The sequence below is a fragment of the Desulfovibrio sp. genome, from assembly GCF_035644575.1.
Lineage (GTDB): Bacteria > Desulfobacterota > Desulfovibrionia > Desulfovibrionales > Desulfovibrionaceae > Desulfovibrio.
This window is the reverse complement of sequence record NZ_DASQOG010000072.1, coordinates 20,916-38,509: the sequence shown is the minus strand read 5'-3', so window position 1 is coordinate 38,509 and position 17,594 is coordinate 20,916. Positions and strand designations below refer to the sequence as shown.

The following is a 17,594-nucleotide window of genomic DNA, read 5'->3' as shown; positions in this document are numbered from 1 at the left end:
GCCGGAATATGCAAGATAGCCCACCCCGCCCAAAAAGAGCAGCAGCGCGGCTATGTAGATGCCAGTGTTTTTTTTGCGGGCCATGCGTTTCTCCTGAAACATTGGGTCATGTTTGGTGCTGCCCGAAAGGGGCCATGACCTTCGGCCTGTTGCACCGCAGGGGCGCGCAGACCGAACCTGCCGGGCTGGGGCTTTTGCCCTGGGCCGCCCGGCCCTGATTGCTCAAAACCTTACGCTATTTTACACCTGCTGACAAGATAGGAATTATTTTTAATAGAAGTATAACGCAGCTTGGGGCGCGGGTTCTGTGATTGCGGTCACACTTGCCGCAAGCTTTGTGTGCGGGAACACACGACTGCATCAGCAGGCAAGCACGAGCGGCATCCGCGCAGCATTTGCTTAAGCACACAGGCAAGGCAGAATGCGGCCTGCGTCTTATCATACTACTGCAATAAGATTTCTGCCGCAAGGGATAATACAATTATTCCACGCCGCCCAACCCATATAGTCTGGCGCGCAAGTTGCTATACGCCGGGTTTGCTCGGCGGGCTTGGGGGCGGCACAGCACAAGGAAAGCGGCATCAGCCCTGCCGGCTCACGCTCAGTTCGCGCCGCCGCTGCCGGGCCAGCGCGCGCAGATCATCCACATTATCGCTTTCGTCCACAATTTCGCTGCCGAGGATTTCTTCCAGCACGTCTTCCAGCGACACCACGCCAGCAAGGCCGCCGTATTCATCCAGCACAATAAAGAGGTGCACACGGGCCTTGAGCAGATCGTGCAATAGCACGTCAAGCGTCTGGTTCTCAAGGATAAAGTGAGCGGGCCGCATGATCTTGTTGAGGGTCACATCCTTGCGGCCCTCGTTAATGCAGCGGCCCAGGGTGCGGCGCTCCACCACGCCAACGATATCTTCGTTATTGTCGCCGTACACGGGTATGCGGCTGAAATGCCAGGTGCGCTGGTCTGTATAGGCCTGCTCCACGGTGAGGTCGTCCGGCAGTTCAAAAACCACCGTGCGGGGGGTCATGATCTCGCGCACGCGCTTTTGGTCCAGCGCCAGCACATTGCGGATAAAGGCTTCTTCATAAGGTTTGATGCGCCCCGCCTGACGCGAAAGGCTCGTTACGGCGCGGATGTCGTCCTCAGAAATGACCGGGCCTGCGGGCGGCGGGGAAACAAGGCGGGTTATCATGCTCGTAACCCACAGCAGGGGGGTCATGAGCTTGACCATGATGGCAAGCGGGCGGGCGAGCATCACGCCAAGCGGCTCCGCCTTGGTCACGCCCAAATTCTTGGGCAGGATTTCGCCCATTGTCAGAATCAGCACCGTAAAGCCCACGGCAAAAATCGACATATATTCCGGCCCGTACACGGCCAGAAAGGCCGCGCCCGCCACCGTGGCCCCGGCGGTGTTGGCAATGGTGTTGAGCGTGAGGATGGCTGCAATGGGTTTGTCCACCTGGGTGCGCAGGGCGTACAGCAGCTCGCCGGATTTGCTGCCGGACTTGCGCAGCCGCTCGATGGTTGACCACGAAAGAGAATACAGCACCGTCTCAAGCAGCGAACAGGTAAAGGAAACGGCAACAGCAATGACAACGGCCAGAACAAGGGTGAGCATGGCGAAACATCCGAAGGATTTGATGCGGCGGGTCGCCCTGCAAAACGCAAGGCGGCGCTGACAGCCGAAGTTTAGCCCCGCGCGGGCCTGTTTGCAATCGCCGGGGCGTTGCGCGAGAGGCGGATGAGGGATGCTGACTAGCAAGACCAGACGTAATCTCAACAAATGGAATGGAAAAAAGGAACGGCGGCTACTGCGGCAACTGGCAAGTGAGATTCTGCCGACTGAAAAATGCGGATCAAAGCAAAAAAAATTTTGAGCAGTAAAATGCAATATAACTGCGCAAACAAAGGGTTTCAGGCCCTGACAATCATTTTTAAATTACGCTCTTTCAAAAAAATTTATAAATTTCCTTGACAGTCAGAGGCCAAGCGCTTAGATATCTGTTCTCGCAGCGAGAAACGCTGCACGTGTCGCGGGGTGGAGCAGCTCGGTAGCTCGTCGGGCTCATAACCCGAAGGTCGTAGGTTCAAATCCTGCCCCCGCAACCAGATAATTCAAGCCCTTACGGAGACGAGCCGTAAGGGCTTTTTTGCTGTATATGTTCACTGCCACCAAGCCAATGAGAGTCTACCATGGCGTACCCCATTGAAAAAAAACTTGTTGTTGGTATCTCTTCCAATGCTCTTTTCGATCTATCGACCGAAGATGATATCTTCAAAAATAATGGCCTAGAGGCGTACAGAGACTTTCAAATCAAAAATAAGTCAATTGTTTTGCAAAAAGGTGTTGCCTTCCCTTTTATAAAACGCTTTCTGAACATTAATAATGTTTACAGTGACGAAAAGCCTGTAGAAGTAGTGCTTTTATCAAGAAATAGCCCAGAAACTGGCATTAGAATATTTAATTCTATAAGAGAACATGGTCTCGATATTACACGGGCAGCTTTTATGTCTGGTGGCTCTGCAATTAAATACATATCAGCTTTTAATATTTCTCTTTTTCTTGCTATTAATGAAAAAGATGTCAGACTGGCCATAGCTGAAGGATTGCCTGCTGGGCAAATTTTAAAGACGAAAATTATTGACGATGATGAAGATGCATTTGAGTTACGAGTAGCCTTCGACTTTGATGGAGTAATCGCTAACGATGAAGCGGAGCGGAAGTACAAAGAAGTTGGTTTAGAGGAATACCATAGATATGAGGATTCTCATAAATCTGAGGCCTTAGGCTCTGGACCCCTTGCTGATTTCTTCAAAAAAATTTCTTTCTTCCAAAAATTAGAGTCAAAAAAACAACTTGAAGACTCTAACTACAAAAAAATTCTTAAGACCGCTATAATAACCGCAAGGAATGCCCCCGCTCACGAAAGAGCTATCACCACTTTGAATAACTGGGGTGTTAATGTCGATGAAATGTTCCTACTAGGCGGGATTAATAAATCTCGAATTCTAGAAGTACTCAAACCGCATCTTTATTTTGATGACCAGAAAGCCCACCTTGACCTGAAATCGAATACTAACATACCTCTTGTTCACATTCCCTTTGGGATAGCGAATGAACAGGCATAACCGTGCTCCTTACAAATTGTTTTTAATGTGCCATCATTTGATCATTCCCCCTCCCCTTCCCGTAAACCCACAAGCAGGGTCTTGCCGTCTGACGCGAGTTTGAACACACCAAACTTAGCACCTGTATACTGCTGGGCAGTTCCTTCCTGAAAGTAGAAGGCCGGGGCGGCGGTTTGCACCTCGTAGCCGCGCAGCCTGTAGGCCAGCAAAAATTCATCGGGTTGCAGGGGGCTGCCATCGTCCAGCCGCACGAATGATACCGCGTGCGGCACCGGGTCATTGGTAATGCGCAGCACGGCAAAGCCTTCCGCGTTCCTGCTTTCGTCATGCGTGCTGCGGCTTTTTGCACCCGTTGACGGGGAAGGACTCCCGCCATCAACACCCCCGTCGTTTGTCCCATTGCCCGAAGCTCCAGCCTCTGGAGTCCCCTTTTCCGCACTCATTTGAGCAGCCTTTTGAGCCGCATTCTGTGCGGCCCTCTGCCCTCGCAGGGCATCACGAATATCGTTGTTCACCACATAACGCAGGGCCATGTAGTCGCCCATGAGCGGCGCGCGCGGGTCAACCGGGGCAAGGGGCAGCAGGATTGTTTTGCCCTCCGCCAGCAAGGTTTCCATGCGGTATACGGAAAGGCCGTAGCCGCCCAAAAACAAAACCAGCACCGCAAGAATATAGAGCTTACGCATGGGCTGCCTCCCGCGCCGCAGCTTTTGCCTGCCACAGCCGCAGAATCAGGGCCAGCGCCAGCAGGCCAAGGCCTGTTGCCATCAGGTAGATGGACTTTTGCGAAAACGGCACAGCCAGACTGTAGTAATAAAAAACCATGTAGGCGAAGAGATACGCCAGCACAAAGCCCTGCATCACTACGCTGCCCATCCGCCTTGCCAGCGTAAGCCCCAAAAGGGCCAGCCCCGCCCCCGGCAGATACCACGACAGCGTAAATACAAGGGGCACGCCCGCCATTGTGAGCAACCGGGCGGGCATGCCCGCGCCTTTGCCTAACCAGTATGCCAGCGCAGCCACAGCCAGAGCCGGGGCAAGGCCCAAATATCCGGTAGTCAGTCCGGGCAAGCCAATGTCGCTGGCGAGGCTGTACGCCGGGGCAAGGGTGAACATCTCAAAAATCAGCACAGAAGCGTACAAGCCGTAAAACCACCCTTCCACCACTTTGCCCCGCGCCGTGCCGCGCCACCTGTGTTCACGCAGGCAATAGCAGGCCAGCCCCGCGCAAACCAGCGCCCACCACAGCGAAAGCAGCTCCACCGCGCCGCCTATTTCGGGGGCGGCAAAACCATTGCGCGCATACCCGTAAGAGAACGCAATCCCCAGCGCCACTGAGTTGCCGACCACAATAGCCGCAAGCACCGCGTAGCCAGCGTTGCCCATGAGGATGCCGAGAGCCAAAAGCACCGCCGCAAGCGCAAAACAAGCCAAACCTTCGGGCCTGATGCTGGCGCACAGGGCAATGGCAAGCCCGACAGTTCCGGCAATCACCAAGGCAAAGCCAAAGTGCCGGGCAAACAGCTGCTGCCTTGCCAGCAGCACCCGCCCCATAAGCAGCACCGGCACTGATGCCGCAAAAACGGTCAGTTCCTCATTGGAGCTGATCCCCAGACTCTCAAAAAACAAAAATCCGAAAAAGGCGATGAAGAAAACCGCCGCCACCCATCCGCCAAAGGCCAGCATGCCCCTGACATACCAGGGGGAGGGTTGCCCCCCCAGCCTGCCCAATGCGTCAGGCAAGGACTGATTGAGCGGCACAAGATCGCCCGCCTGCAAGTGCACCCACAGCGTTTGCCAGTTATTCCCGGCAGCGGTGTGCCCAAGCGTTGAAAGGGAAATGTCCACGTCTTCGGCCTCATGCCGGGGGGCCGTTATCATGCTGCGTTGCAGGTGCAGAAGTATCTTTGCCAGCCCCGCAGTCACGCCGGTGACAAGCAAACCCCACAACAAAAAGGTTGCCATGCTTCCGGCGCTGAAAAACAGCTCCGCTTCCGCCAGTGCGGAGAGCAACACTGCCGCGCCCGCTGCCAGAAGGGTCGCAAGCATGAAGAGGTCGGGTTGCCGGGTGCGATACCACCACCACGAAAGAGCCGCCATGACCAAGGCAAAACCTACAACAAAATTGGGGGAAAGCCAGAGCATCTGCCCATCCCTGAAATACAGGTCAAAAATAGTGGCGATCAGAAAAAACGTGGTGCGGGAAACCATGTCGAAAAAGAGCAGTCTGGGCATCCAGCGCGAGCAGAGCCACGCCTGCGCATGGGCCGTGTTTTTACTCTGGCATTCATTCTGGTCTTCGCTCTGGGCTCGGCGATTATCTGGGCCATCATCCAGATTTTGTTGCAGTCTGGTCGCCGCCCTGCGGGCCATCCACTCCCAGCACGCAATGGCGCAGGCAATGGCAACAAGCCACTCCGGCACCATAAAAAACTGCCCCAAGGCATCAAGAGGCGATGAAAGGCTGCGCCCAAGCCAGAGCGCCGCAAAAATATTGGCCGAAATCCACGCGGCAAACCACAGCCCAGCCAGCCTGCCTGCCTGCGCAAGCAGCACCAGCAGCGCCGTCCATACCCGAAACAGCTCCCACAGCTCGGCCCCTGTCTGGTAGGTCTGCCCGAACACCGCCAGCATCGGCCCCATTGCAATGCCGCAGGCCAGCAGCAAAACCTGCCCCAGCCGCGTATCCGGCCCCAGCAGCACAGCCCCAAGGCCGCTCCCTGCCACCAACGCGCCCGTGAGCGCCATGCGCGCAAAGGGCGTCATGGCTCCCCAGTTCCAGGCAATAAAGCAGATCATGCCCGCCAGAAAAAACAGCGCCCCGCCCAGCAAAAACATCTGCCGCCAATAGGCAAGCCAGGCCTTGCCATCCGGCCTGAAACCGCAAAACTCCACAGCCCGCTGCCATGCTACAGTGCTGATTACCCCGGAATCACAAAGGGTGTTGAGCGCGGCCTTAGTCAGCGGCGGCAACACCCCGCCACCGGGGGCGTGGTCAGGTGTATGGGCTGGCGCGTGCCCTGCCACATGGTTTGACGCATGGCTAGGCGTTGCAGAAGGATCAGAATTTTCAGTTTCGGTCATGGGCCGCTTCCTAACAGTGCGCAGGGGCTTGAAAAGCAGTGACGGTTATCAGCGTAACGCCAGCATAACAAAACACCTTCTGACGGAGAACAGGAATATATCTCTGTAATTATAGTCAGATATACAACTCTGCCGCCGCGTACGGCAGCAGATAAAGCCAGCGCGCAGGCTCAGCGGCGGCACCCAGGCACGGGCAATAAATCATAGTGAACGGGTTTTATACGGTTGCCTTTCAGCGCAAGCTGTACCAATCTTGGGAGCTTGAGACAGCGCGAATGCGCGAGCAGACCATGCGCCCTGCCCCCGCGCAGCGTAAAACCGTTTTTGTAAACCACACTGTTGGCCCCAACGCGGCATCAATTCATGAAATATACAGCCCACATACTCTGCGCGCTTGCGCTGCTTTTGGCCGCCGCCTGCTCGCTCCTGCCAGAACACACACCGCTCACAATGGAAGAACGCCGCTGGATCAAGGAACACCCGGACGGCGTGCGCGTGGGCGTAAGCCTGCACTATCCCCCCTACGAAATTTACGACATGAACGGGCATTATCAGGGGCTGAGCGCAGACTACATCCGGCTTATTACGGAAAAGACCGGGCTGAAATTCGTGCCTGTCCGCTTTCGCAACCGGGAAGAGGCGCTCAAGGCGCTTGAATCGCACAAGGTCGATATGGTGGCGGCTCTGGAGATGACCCCCGAGCTTCAGGAGTATCTGGATTTCACCCAGCCCTACATCAGCGTGCCCGCAGCCATCATATCCCGTAAGGAATACGCGGACGACCTCACCCTGGACAAACTGGTGGACATGCGCATCGGCGTGACTGTTTCCGACCATTTCACCAAATATCTCAACGAGCATTACAGCGGCACGAGCCGCACCATCCTGCCCGTTACCGGCGGCTATATCGGCGGCCTGCGCGCGCTGGCCGTGGGCGATGTGGACGCCCTCATCTGCGACATGGCCCTTGCCTCTCACTACATTGCCAATGCCCGCATCAGCAACCTGCGCATTGCTGGCATTACCAACTATTCCATAGATCTGCGCATTGCATCCCGCAAGGATGAGCCCATGCTCGGCAGCATCGTGCGCAAGGGGCTTGCCCTGATTCTTCCGCACGAACGGCAGGTGATTGAAGAGGAATGGCTTTCCCTTCAATACCGCCCATTCTGGGCGAGCCGCACGTTCTGGATGGGCGTGTTTGCCGTGTTTGGCCTTGTGTTTGGCAGCATTGTGCTGGTGCTGTTCTGGAACCGCAGCCTCAAACGGCAGGTCAACCAGCGCACCCTTACCCTGCGCTCCATCAACACCGTGCTGTTGGGGTCGCTGGATTGCCATACGGAGCAGGAGGTTATGCTGCGCTGCCTCATGGAGGCGCGCGTCATGTCCGGCAGCGAACACGCCACCCTGGCCCAGTTGCAGCCCCAGGGCACGCTCAACCACCTGCTGACAGTGTATCCCGAAGATGGCGAACCGGACGGCAAAAACACCAGCGGGCGCGACGCCATTCAGCTTGGGGAAGCCCAGCTCAACGAACTGCGCTCCGGCAATGTAGCCCGCGCGCATCTTGCCAGCGAGGGCCTGCACCTTGTGATCGTGCCCTTGCAGCAAAAGGACGCCGCTGTTCTGCGCTGCATCACGGTAATGCGCCGTGGCAAGGATTACACCCCCACGGAAATACTCGGGCTGACGCAGGTGCTTTTTGCCTTTGAAGAAGCCCTGCAACGCAAGCGCGCAGAAATTTCCCTGCACGACAAAGAGCTGCAATTGCAGCGCGTGCAGCGCATGGAGGCCCTTGGCACCCTCGCAGGCGGCATTGCCCACGACTTCAACAACCTGCTGGGCGTCATCATTGCCAACGGTGAAATGATCGAGCTGTTCCATCTGGACGGCGATGCAACGCTGGAATCCAAGACCAAGGCCATCCTTGCCGCAGCCTACCGGGGCCGCGACCTTGTGAGCCAGATTCTCAGCTTCACCAAACGTAGCAATCAGGAAGTGCAGCTCGTACACGTCAGCCATATTATCAAGGAAACCGCAAAGTTCCTGCAAACTTCCCTGCCTGCGCCCATCTCCATCCATTACAGCATCGGCGATCCCGAACCTCCGGTGCTGGCCGATCCCACGCAGTTGCATCAGGTGCTCATGAACCTGTGCACCAATGCCGCACAGGCCATGGAAACCAGCGGCGGCGTGCTGACCATCGGCATAGAAACGGCGGATGAAGCCCCCTGCGCCGCAAAAATATCCGAACGCGGCTTCTTGTGCCTCACCGTTTCAGACACGGGCTGCGGCATGAGCAAAGAAGTGCTCGAGCGCATTTTTGATCCCTTCTTTACCACCAAAACGCCGGGCAAGGGCACGGGGCTGGGGCTGGCTGTGGTGCAGGGCATCGTCAAGGCCTGGGGCGGCTGCGTGCAGGTTTCCAGCGAGGTGGGGCGCGGCTCTGTGTTCCGGGTGTACATTCCCGCAGCGCGCGAGCAAAAGTCCGCCCAGCCCGCCAAGACCGGGCCGCAAAAGATGCCCGCAGGCACAGGCTCCATCCTCTTTGTGGATGATGAACGCGAACTGGCGGAGACCTTCCGCGTGTTTCTCGAAAGCCTCGGCTATACCGTGCATGTGGAAACGGAAAGCAACGCCGCGCTGGAGCGCTTTGCCCAGTGCCCCAAGGCATACGATCTGGTCATCACCGACTACAGCATGCCCGGCCTGTGCGGCGACAAGCTCGCCCGCGCCATACTGAACATTCGGCCCGATGTTCCCATCATCCTCTGCACCGGGTACAGCCATACCTTTGGTGAGGAAGAGGCTGCTGCCATCGGCATTGCAGCATTTCTGAACAAACCAGCGGAGCTGCACAGTCTGGCCGAAGCCGTGAAAAAACTGCTGCATCCTGACGACACCAATTCATAATATTTTTGCGACATTGCAGCGCCGCTGGCGCTGTCTGGTACTACGGAGGAACGCATGGCCCGCATGCTGGTAATTGATGACGACAAACTGACCTGCGACGCACTGGTGGAACTGGTGCGCACCATCGGGCACACGGCTGACTTTGCCCTCACCGGGGCCGAGGGCAAGCGCATGGCTCAGGCAACGGAATATGACGTCATATTTCTGGATGTGCGCCTGCCCGACACCAACGGGCTGGTCATTCTGCCAGACCTGCGCCAGGGTACGCCCCCGCCCGAGGTCATCATGCTGACCGGCCTAGGCGACCCGGACGGCGCGGAGCTTGCCATACGCAATGGCGCGTGGGACTACCTGCAAAAACCGCTTTCACCCAAAAAAATCTTGCTGCCGCTGCAACGCGTACTGAAATACCGCGATTCACTCAGGGAATGCAGCGCCCCACCACTGCTCCTCTCCCGCGCGGATATTATCGGCCACAGCCCGGCGCTGGAGCGCGCACTGGAGCATCTGGCCTCCGCTGCCAGAGGCGACGGCAGCGTGCTTATCCACGGCGAAACCGGGACAGGTAAGGAACTCTTCGCCAAGGCCCTGCACCGCAACAGCAGGCGCAAATCCGGCCCCTTTGTGGTGGTGGACTGCGCTTCTATTCCGGCGACACTGCTGGAAAGCACCCTGTTCGGCCATGTTAAGGGGGCCTTTACCGGGGCGGACAGAGCCAGCGACGGTCTGGTGCTTGGGGCCAACAACGGCACGCTTTTTCTGGATGAAATTGGAGAACTGCCGCTGGAGCTGCAAAAAAAGCTGCTGCGCGTGCTTCAAGAGCGGCGCTACCGCCCTGTGGGCGGCAGTGTTGAGGTGGAGAGCGATTTTCGGCTTGTGGCCGCTACCAACCGCAATCTGGAGCAGATGGTCGAAGACGGCGATTTCCGCCGCGATCTGCTCTATCGGCTGGGGGCCACCACCCTCCATTTACCGCCCCTACGCGAGCGGAAGGAAGATTTTCCGGAATTAGTGGAATGCATGGTGCGCCGTATGGCCCGCCAGTATGGCGTTCCGGAAAAAAAGCTCAGCACGGGCTTTCTTGAAACGCTGGAATCCTACGACTGGCCGGGAAACGTTCGCGAACTGGACAACGTGATTGAAAGCGCCTTTACAGGGGCCTTTGACCTGCCGGAACTGTGCGTTCACAACCTGCCGGAAGGCATGCGCATTCGCATTCTCAAGCATTCCATCGAGCTTAACGGCGAACGTAACGGCGCTGCGGCGGCACCCCCAGCGCTCTCCGCCAGCGGGAACCAGCACACGGCCCCGACCGCTGTTGGTTCGTACAAAGACTTCCGTCAGCAGGTGCTGGCCGTGGCCGAGCGGGAATATTTTTCACAACTGATGGAAACCTCGGCCTGGGATATCAGGAGAGCCTGCGAAATCTCCGGCCTTGGCAAGAGCAGGCTGTACGCGCAGCTCAAACACTACGGGCTGGAAAAGGACTAACCTTTCCATAAAAAATGGAAATATCTGGCCTATGCGTGGGCGTTCTGTCCACCTTTTTTGTAAAAAGCGTGACAGTAAATTTCAATATGCTGATATTAAAAGATATTTTATTTGGCACATAAATTGTTAAGCCTGCTCATATGTACTGATTGGTTACAAATTTCACAATAAGACCTTGAGAGTAGATATGAGCAAGAAAAATCCCCCCGAAACTGCGCCCGGCGGTGAAATCACGCGGCGCTGCGTTCTCAAGTGGGTTGCCGCTCTGGGCGGTCTGGCCGCAGGCGGCGGGCTGTTCTACGGCCTCAACTACGCTGTGAGCGCGCCCGCCAAGGATGGAAAGACCATTTGGACATCGTGCAACGTCAACTGCGGCAGCCGCTGCCTGTTGCGCGCCCATGTCGCCGATGGCGTGGTTACACGCATTGATTCGGACACACAGGGCGACCGCGAATACGGCCTGCACGAAATCCGCGCCTGTCTGCGTGGCCGCTCCATGCGCCACCGACTGTACGCTCCCGACCGGCTCAAGTACCCCATGAAGCGCGTTGGCGCTCGCGGCGAAGGCAAATTTGAGCGCATTTCGTGGGAGCAGGCTCTGGACGAAATTTCCGCCCGTCTGAAGAAGACCATTGCCGACTACGGCAACGACGCCGTCTACATCAACTACGGCACGGGCAACCTCGGCGCCACGCTTTCCATCTCCTGGCCCACGGGCAATACTCCGCTGGCGCGCCTGATGAACTGTCTTGGCGGTTATCTGAACATGTACGGCACGTACAGCACCTCCCAGATCAGCCAGGCCATGCCTTTCATGTACGGCGAATATCTGGGCAACAATGCGCTGAGCGACATTGCCAATACCAAGCTTGCGGTCTTTTTTGGCAACAATCCCGTAGAAACGCGCATGAGCGGCGGCGGCATGACTTACGACCTCATGCAGGCAAAGCAGAAGGGCAATGCCCGCATTGTGGTTATTGACCCCCGCTACACCGATACCGCCGCCGTTGCCGACGAGTGGATTCCCATCCGCCCCGGCACGGACGCCGCCCTTGTGAACGGCATGGCCCATGTGCTGATTTCGGAAAACATGGTGGACACCGATTTTCTGAAACGCTGCACCGTGGGCTATGACGAGGATTCCCTGCCGGAGGGCATCCCCGCAGGTAATTCTTACAAGGCCTACATACTCGGCCAGGGTGAGGACAAGACCCCCAAAACGCCTCGCTGGGCTTCAGCCATTACCGGGATTCCGGAAGACAAAATCATCAGCCTCGCGCGCGAAATCGGCGGCGCAAAGCCCTGCTATATCTGCCAGGGATGGGCTTCACAACGCCATGCCAATGGCGAGCAGACCTCGCGGGCCATCACCATGATGGCCATGCTCACCGGCAACATGGGCCTGCAAGGCGGCAGCACGGGCGCGCGCGAAGGCAGCGCCAACCTGCCCGTTGCAGTCTTCCCCTTCCTGACCAACCCGGTCAAAAAAGCCATCTCCGTCTTTTCGTGGACAGAAGCCATCAAGCGCGGCGCGGAAATGACCGCCCTGCGGGACGGCGTGCGCGGCGCGGACAAGCTGGACGTGCCCATCAAGTTCATGTGGAACTACGCGGGCAACGCCATCATCAACCAGCACTCCGACGCCAACGAGACCAGCCGCATCCTCAAGGATGAATCCCTGCTGGAAACGCTGGTGGTCATTGACAACTTCCTTACGCCCAGCGCCAAGTTTGCGGACTATCTGCTGCCGGGCACCTTTAACCTTGAAGAAGACGACATCATCCCGCAGGGATCTTCATCCCAGCTCCAGTACGTCATCTTTGCCCAAAAGGCCGTGGAGCCGTTCTTTGAATCGCGCTCCATTTACGACATCTGCACTGGCATCGCCGAGCGTTTCGGCGTTCAGGACAAATATACCGAAGGCCGCACGCGCGATGCGTGGCTGCGCAAGCTGTATGACGACACCCGCAAGAAAATCCCCGAACTGCCCGCAACGGTAGAAGAAGCCTTCAGCATGGGCGTGCTGAAGCGCAAGGCTCCCCAGCCGCCCGTTGTGCCGTACAAGGCCTTTCGCGACAATCCCGAGGCCAATCCGCTCAAGACCCCCACGGGCAAGGTGGAAATTTTCAGCAAGAAACTCTGGGATATCGGCCACACCTGGGAACTGCCCGAAGGGGACCGCATCACCGCCCTGCCGGAATACCTGCCCACCTGGGAAGGAGTTTCCGACCCGCTCAGGAGCAAGTATCCGCTCCAGCTCATCGGGCACCATTACAAGCAGCGCACACACTCCACCTACGGCAATGTGGACTGGCTGAAAAAGGTGGCCCCGCAGGAATTGTGGATCAACCCGGTGGACGCCGAAAAACGCGGCCTCAAGGCAGGTGATACTGCCAAGGTCTTCAACGACCGGGGCACGGTATTTGTTCCCGTCAAGGTCACGCCGCGCATCATGCCCGGGGTGCTCAGCCTGCCGCAGGGCGCGTGGTACGAACCGGATGCAAAAGGGCAGGATCACGGCGGGTGCGTGAACGTGCTCACTTCCTTGCGGCCCAGTCCGCTTTCAAAGGGCAACCCGCAGCACACCAACCTTGTTGAAGTCGTCAAGGTCTAAGGAGAAGCTTCATGTACAAAAGACCTGCCTTTCATATCGACACTTCACGGTGCACCGGGTGCAAAACCTGCATGATCGCCTGCATGGACAAGCATGACCTGCCCGAGGGCGTGCTGTGGCGGCGCGTTACGGAATACGTTGGCGGCGAGTGGACCGCGCGCCCTGACGGCACCTATACCCAGAACATTTTCGGCTACTATCTGTCCATTGGCTGCAACCACTGCCAAAACCCCATCTGCGTGCGTTCCTGCCCCACCACGGCCATGCACAAGGGCAAGGACGGCATTGTTTCGGTAGACCACAGCAAGTGCGTAGGGTGCAGATATTGTGAATGGGGCTGTCCTTATTCCGCCCCCCAGTACGATGCCAAACTCGGCAAAATGACCAAGTGCGATTTTTGCCGCGATTATCAGCAGGAAGGCAAGGCCCCGGCCTGTGTGGCGGCCTGCCCCAACCGCGCGCTGGATTATGGCGAATATGAGGAGCTTGCTGCAAAATACGGCGAGGTCAACGTTATCGCGCCCTTGCCCGATCCCGGCATTACCCAGCCGAATCTTGTGATTACCCTGGGCAAAAATGCCAAACCGGCTGGTTCCAAGGCCGGGAAAGTCAGCAACCCTGAGGAGGTGTAGCCATGCTATCCAGCGAATGGAGTCTCGTCATGTTCACCATCCTCGTGCAGGCAGCTGTGGGGATGGTGCTGGTTTCCGAGGCGGCGCGGCTTTGCTTTGGCGTGAAGGCGGCAAGCCTGCGCTGGCAGACCCCGGTGGCCTGCGCAATGTCGCTTGTGGCGGTGCTGCTTTCCCTTACGCATCTGGGCACGCCCTCGCACAGCATCTTTACCGTGCTGAACATCGGGCATTCGTGGCTGAGCCGCGAAATAGCCTCTGTGGGCTGCTTCAGCGGCCTCCTGCTGGTTTTGTCCGTACTGCGCAGAAACAACGCCTCAGTGGCGCCGCTGGCTCTGGTCACGGTGTGTATGGGCCTTGTGACCGTGGGCATCATGTCCAAGGTCTATCTGCTTGAAACCATCCCGGTCTGGAACACGGTTTCTACCGTGCTGGGCTTTTTCAGCACCGTGTTGCTCACAGGCGCTGTGGTCAGCGGCATGGTCTACAGCCTTGAGAAGGACGCGGGCGGCATGGGGGATGCAAACTCCGGCAGGCTCATGGGCATGGGCAGTCTTGCCGCCACTGTGGGGCTTGCCCTCAAGTTTGTGAGCATTCCTCTGAGCATGCTTACCCTGGGCGTGGTCGGCAGCACCGGCGCCAGCGGCATGGACATGCTCGCCGGAACAGGCGTGGGCATGCTGGTGATCTGCATCCTGCTAGTCTTCTTTGGCGGCGCTCTGTTTGCATGGAGCGCGTGCCGCACGGTTTTTGCCGGGCACGACAGGCCGCTGATCGGTTCCAGCCTGTGCGCGCTGGCCCTTGTACTCGCCGGGGAAGTCCTTTCCCGACTCATGTTTTACGGCAGCTACCTGCGCATCGGCCTGTAACATTTCACCATCGGCCCGGGGGACAACCTCCGGGCCGCAACATACCTATGAATACAGAAACTCTTGGCGCATGCGCCCTGGCGTACAATTTTTTCAGCCGTATTTTTCTGCATGCCCCTGACCCTTTACTGCTTGATCTGCTGGCCAGAGAGCGCCTGTTTGAAAACTGGCCCATGCAGCCGGAAACACCAGAGGGCGTCAGCGGGCTGGCCCTACTTGCGGATTTCTTTCGCAGCTACACGGATGAGGCCCTGCCAGCCCTCAACGCTGATTACACGGCCCTGTACGCGGACCCTGGACAGGCTATCCCCTTGTGGGAATCTGTGTGGACGACCCGCGACCGGCTGCTCTTTGACGGCCCCATGTTTGACGTGCGCGCCGCGTATGCGGCGTATGGCCTTGTGAGCCCGCGCGCCGCGCATGAGCCGGACGATCACATCGGCCTGGAGCTTTCCTTTCTGGGCGGCGTACTTAACGAGGCCGCCGGGGCCGCAGACAGGCAAAATTCTGCGGAAGCATTGGACCATCTGGAAGTCGCCCGCAATTTTCTGAACAGTCATCTGGCCCGCTGGGCTGGCAAGTTTTTGCTGGAAACCGCCGCGCGGGCCGCAACGCCGCTCTATGTCGGAGCTGCGCTGCTTTGCCATGACACGCTGTTTCAGACAGGGGCTTTGCTGCAAGCAGATTCTGGATACTCCCTGTAAACCCCCACGATATATTCCGCTGACCGCACTGTACGCAGCTTTGGCATCGCATGCGGAATCCCCCGGCGCTCGGGCAGAGCGCCGGAACGGCGGTTTGCCGAATCATGCCGCTCAGACCGGCGCAACTTCCGGTCGATTCTGGCAACTCCTCCCCTCGGTCCAATAAATCTTCCCCATATAAGCTTGCTATAGACCGGCAATCTCGCGGCAACGCCCTTGCGCCCAACAGACAATTATTACTTTTTTGTACTATTATACTGGCGAGGGTCTGCTCGCCCTATTGTTTTTCCCTGCACGTCCGTTTAGAACCAAGCATCACATCAGTATTTCTATTATACAACTGCGAGGGAACGGCAATGCTGAAAAATATCTCTGTTGCCAGAAAGTTTACCATTCTTATAGCTTCTGTATTTTTGGGCATGACTGCCCTTTTTGTCATTTCAACATATACGATATCAAGAACATCAATTGGTTCTGCAACATATCAATCCATAGAAAACAGCAAGGATTTGCTTGCCGATATTTTGCCGCCGCCGCTCTATGTGATTGAAACATATCTTGATGCATTGCAAACTGTTAGCTCTAACGATGCCGCAATCCTTGAAAAAATTTACAGCTCTATTGCGCAGCACAAAAAAGAATTTCAGCAACAGTACGAATTCTGGCATTCCGGCGCCATTGACCCCAAGATCAAGGAAATTCTCAATCAGGAACTGTATCCCACCGGAAAAGCCATCTTTGAAATATTTGAAACCAGGCTCAAACCCGCGCTCCAGACCGGCAATAAAACGGAAGCAGAAAACATCTGTCTGCAGCAGCTTACGCCTGCCTATCAAAAGCACCGGGCCGTGGTGGACAAGCTTGCAGTCCTGCTGAATGACTACTCAAAAAAAGTTTCGGACGAGGGCCGCAGCGTTGTTGAAACCGGACGCATTTTCTTTACCGCCATGTTTATTTGCGGTCTGGCCTTCATCACGGTGATCTCGCTGGCTATCGCCATGGGCATTATCAAGCCGCTCAGGGAGTGCATCTGTTTTGCAAAAAACATCAGCGATGGCGCGCTTGATTCAGAAATGACCATGCAGAGAAAGGACGACTTTGGTACGCTGGCAACGAGCCTCAGCACCATGCTTGTGGAGCTGAAGCGCAAAATTTCTTTTGCGGAAGAAAAAAGCCAGCTTGCCGAGCAGGAAGTCGCCAAGGCCACCCGCGCGGCGGAAGAAGCGCACGAAGCCAGACAAAAAGTGGAAGAAAACCGCAACAAACTTGTGGATACAATTCACAGGCTTGAGAGCGTGGCAGGCGTTGTGACCGCAGCCTCCGAGCAGCTTTCTGCGCGCGTTGATCAGTCCAGCCGGGGCGCGGACGAGCAGTCGGGCCGGGTGCGGGAAACCGCCACGGCCATGGAAGAAATGAACGCCACCGTGCTTGAGGTCGCCAGAAACTCCCAGCGGGCTGCCAGCGCCTCTACCGAGACGCGCGGCCAGGCTCAGGACGGTGCCGCCATTGTGGACAAAGCGGTCAAAGGCATTGAAGACGTGCGCGCCCACTCCCTTGCCATTCGCGAAGATATGGCCGTGCTGGGCAAACAGGCGGACGGCATCGGGCAGGTCATGAACATCATTGCGGACATAGCCGATCAGACCAACCTGCTTGCACTTAACGCCGCCATTGAGGCTGCGCGCGCGGGTGATGCGGGTCGCGGCTTTGCCGTGGTAGCCGATGAAGTGCGCAAACTTGCGGAAAAAACCATGACGGCAACCCAGGATGTGGGCCGCGCGGTGAACGAAATTCAGGCTGGTACGCGCAAAAACATTTCCAGCGTGGAAACCGTGGTCAAGGCCATTGAAAACGCCGCCGCCCTTTCCGCCCATTCCGGCGACTCGCTGAAAAATATCCTCGGCTTTGTGGATCAGGTCAATGATCAGGTTCAGTCCATTGCCACGGCCAGCGAGCAGCAGTCCGCCACCAGCGAGGAGATCAACCGTTCCGTTGAGCAGATTGCCACCATCTCCGCAGAAACAGCGCAGGCAATGGAACAGGCCTCCACGGCGGTATCCGACCTCATGCAGCAGACCCAGATATTGCATCAGCTCATAAAGGACATGAAGGCGCAAAGCCAGACAGCTTGAGGTAATCCCCGCACAAGATTGCAAGCTC

At 57.2% G+C, this 17,594-nt stretch carries 11 protein-coding genes and 1 tRNA gene; 9 read left to right on the top strand and 3 right to left on the bottom strand.

Annotated elements, in window-relative coordinates:
* Positions 1-581 precede the first annotated feature (581 nt).
* The gene (locus VEZ52_RS03780; RefSeq protein ID WP_324835602.1) at positions 582-1,619 is read right to left on the bottom strand and encodes a hemolysin family protein; all 1,038 of its coding nucleotides are present in this window, start codon (positions 1,617-1,619) and stop codon (positions 582-584) included.
* Positions 1,620-2,033: 414 nt separating this feature from the next.
* On the opposite strand from VEZ52_RS03780, the gene VEZ52_RS03775 reads away from it, so the two are divergent.
* Together VEZ52_RS03775 and VEZ52_RS03770 are read left to right on the top strand one after the other, a co-directional pair.
* Positions 2,034-2,110, top strand: a tRNA-Met gene (locus tag VEZ52_RS03775).
* A gap of 84 nt (positions 2,111-2,194) precedes the next feature.
* A complete protein-coding gene (locus VEZ52_RS03770) occupies positions 2,195-3,130 on the top strand; it encodes a 5'-nucleotidase (protein WP_324835601.1) in 936 nt (311 codons plus the stop codon).
* A 41-nt stretch (positions 3,131-3,171) separates the two neighbouring features.
* On the opposite strand, the gene VEZ52_RS03765 is transcribed toward VEZ52_RS03770, so the two are convergent.
* Together VEZ52_RS03765 and VEZ52_RS03760 are read right to left on the bottom strand one after the other, a co-directional pair.
* Positions 3,172-3,816: a GDYXXLXY domain-containing protein gene (locus VEZ52_RS03765; protein ID WP_324835600.1), complete on the bottom strand. Its 645-nt coding sequence runs from the start codon at positions 3,814-3,816 to the stop codon at positions 3,172-3,174.
* Entirely contained in the window at positions 3,809-6,214 is a 2,406-nt protein-coding gene (locus tag VEZ52_RS03760) for a DUF4401 domain-containing protein (RefSeq protein ID WP_324835599.1), read from the bottom strand. Before VEZ52_RS03760 ends, VEZ52_RS03765 begins: the two co-directional genes overlap by 8 nt.
* 363 nt (positions 6,215-6,577) lie before the next feature.
* On the opposite strand from VEZ52_RS03760, the gene VEZ52_RS03755 reads away from it, so the two are divergent.
* From VEZ52_RS03755 to VEZ52_RS03725, 7 genes are all read left to right on the top strand, one after another.
* Entirely contained in the window at positions 6,578-9,127 is a 2,550-nt protein-coding gene (locus VEZ52_RS03755; RefSeq protein WP_324835598.1) for an ATP-binding protein, read from the top strand.
* 54 nt (positions 9,128-9,181) lie between these two features.
* The gene (locus VEZ52_RS03750) at positions 9,182-10,618 is read left to right on the top strand and encodes a sigma-54 dependent transcriptional regulator (protein WP_324835597.1); all 1,437 of its coding nucleotides are present in this window, start codon (positions 9,182-9,184) and stop codon (positions 10,616-10,618) included.
* A gap of 187 nt (positions 10,619-10,805) precedes the next feature.
* On the top strand, positions 10,806-13,232 hold the full coding sequence (locus VEZ52_RS03745; protein WP_324835596.1) for a DMSO/selenate family reductase complex A subunit: 2,427 nt from the start codon (positions 10,806-10,808) through the stop codon (positions 13,230-13,232).
* Between the two features lie 11 nt (positions 13,233-13,243).
* Positions 13,244-13,864: a DMSO/selenate family reductase complex B subunit gene (locus VEZ52_RS03740; protein ID WP_324835595.1), complete on the top strand. Its 621-nt coding sequence runs from the start codon at positions 13,244-13,246 to the stop codon at positions 13,862-13,864.
* A gap of 2 nt (positions 13,865-13,866) precedes the next feature.
* Positions 13,867-14,730: a dimethyl sulfoxide reductase anchor subunit family protein gene (locus tag VEZ52_RS03735; protein ID WP_324835594.1), complete on the top strand. Its 864-nt coding sequence runs from the start codon at positions 13,867-13,869 to the stop codon at positions 14,728-14,730.
* A 47-nt stretch (positions 14,731-14,777) separates the two neighbouring features.
* Entirely contained in the window at positions 14,778-15,434 is a 657-nt protein-coding gene (locus tag VEZ52_RS03730; RefSeq protein ID WP_324835593.1) for a molecular chaperone TorD family protein, read from the top strand.
* Positions 15,435-15,943: 509 nt separating this feature from the next.
* A complete protein-coding gene (locus tag VEZ52_RS03725) occupies positions 15,944-17,566 on the top strand; it encodes a methyl-accepting chemotaxis protein (RefSeq protein WP_324835592.1) in 1,623 nt (540 codons plus the stop codon).
* The last annotated feature ends 28 nt before the right edge of the window (positions 17,567-17,594 follow it).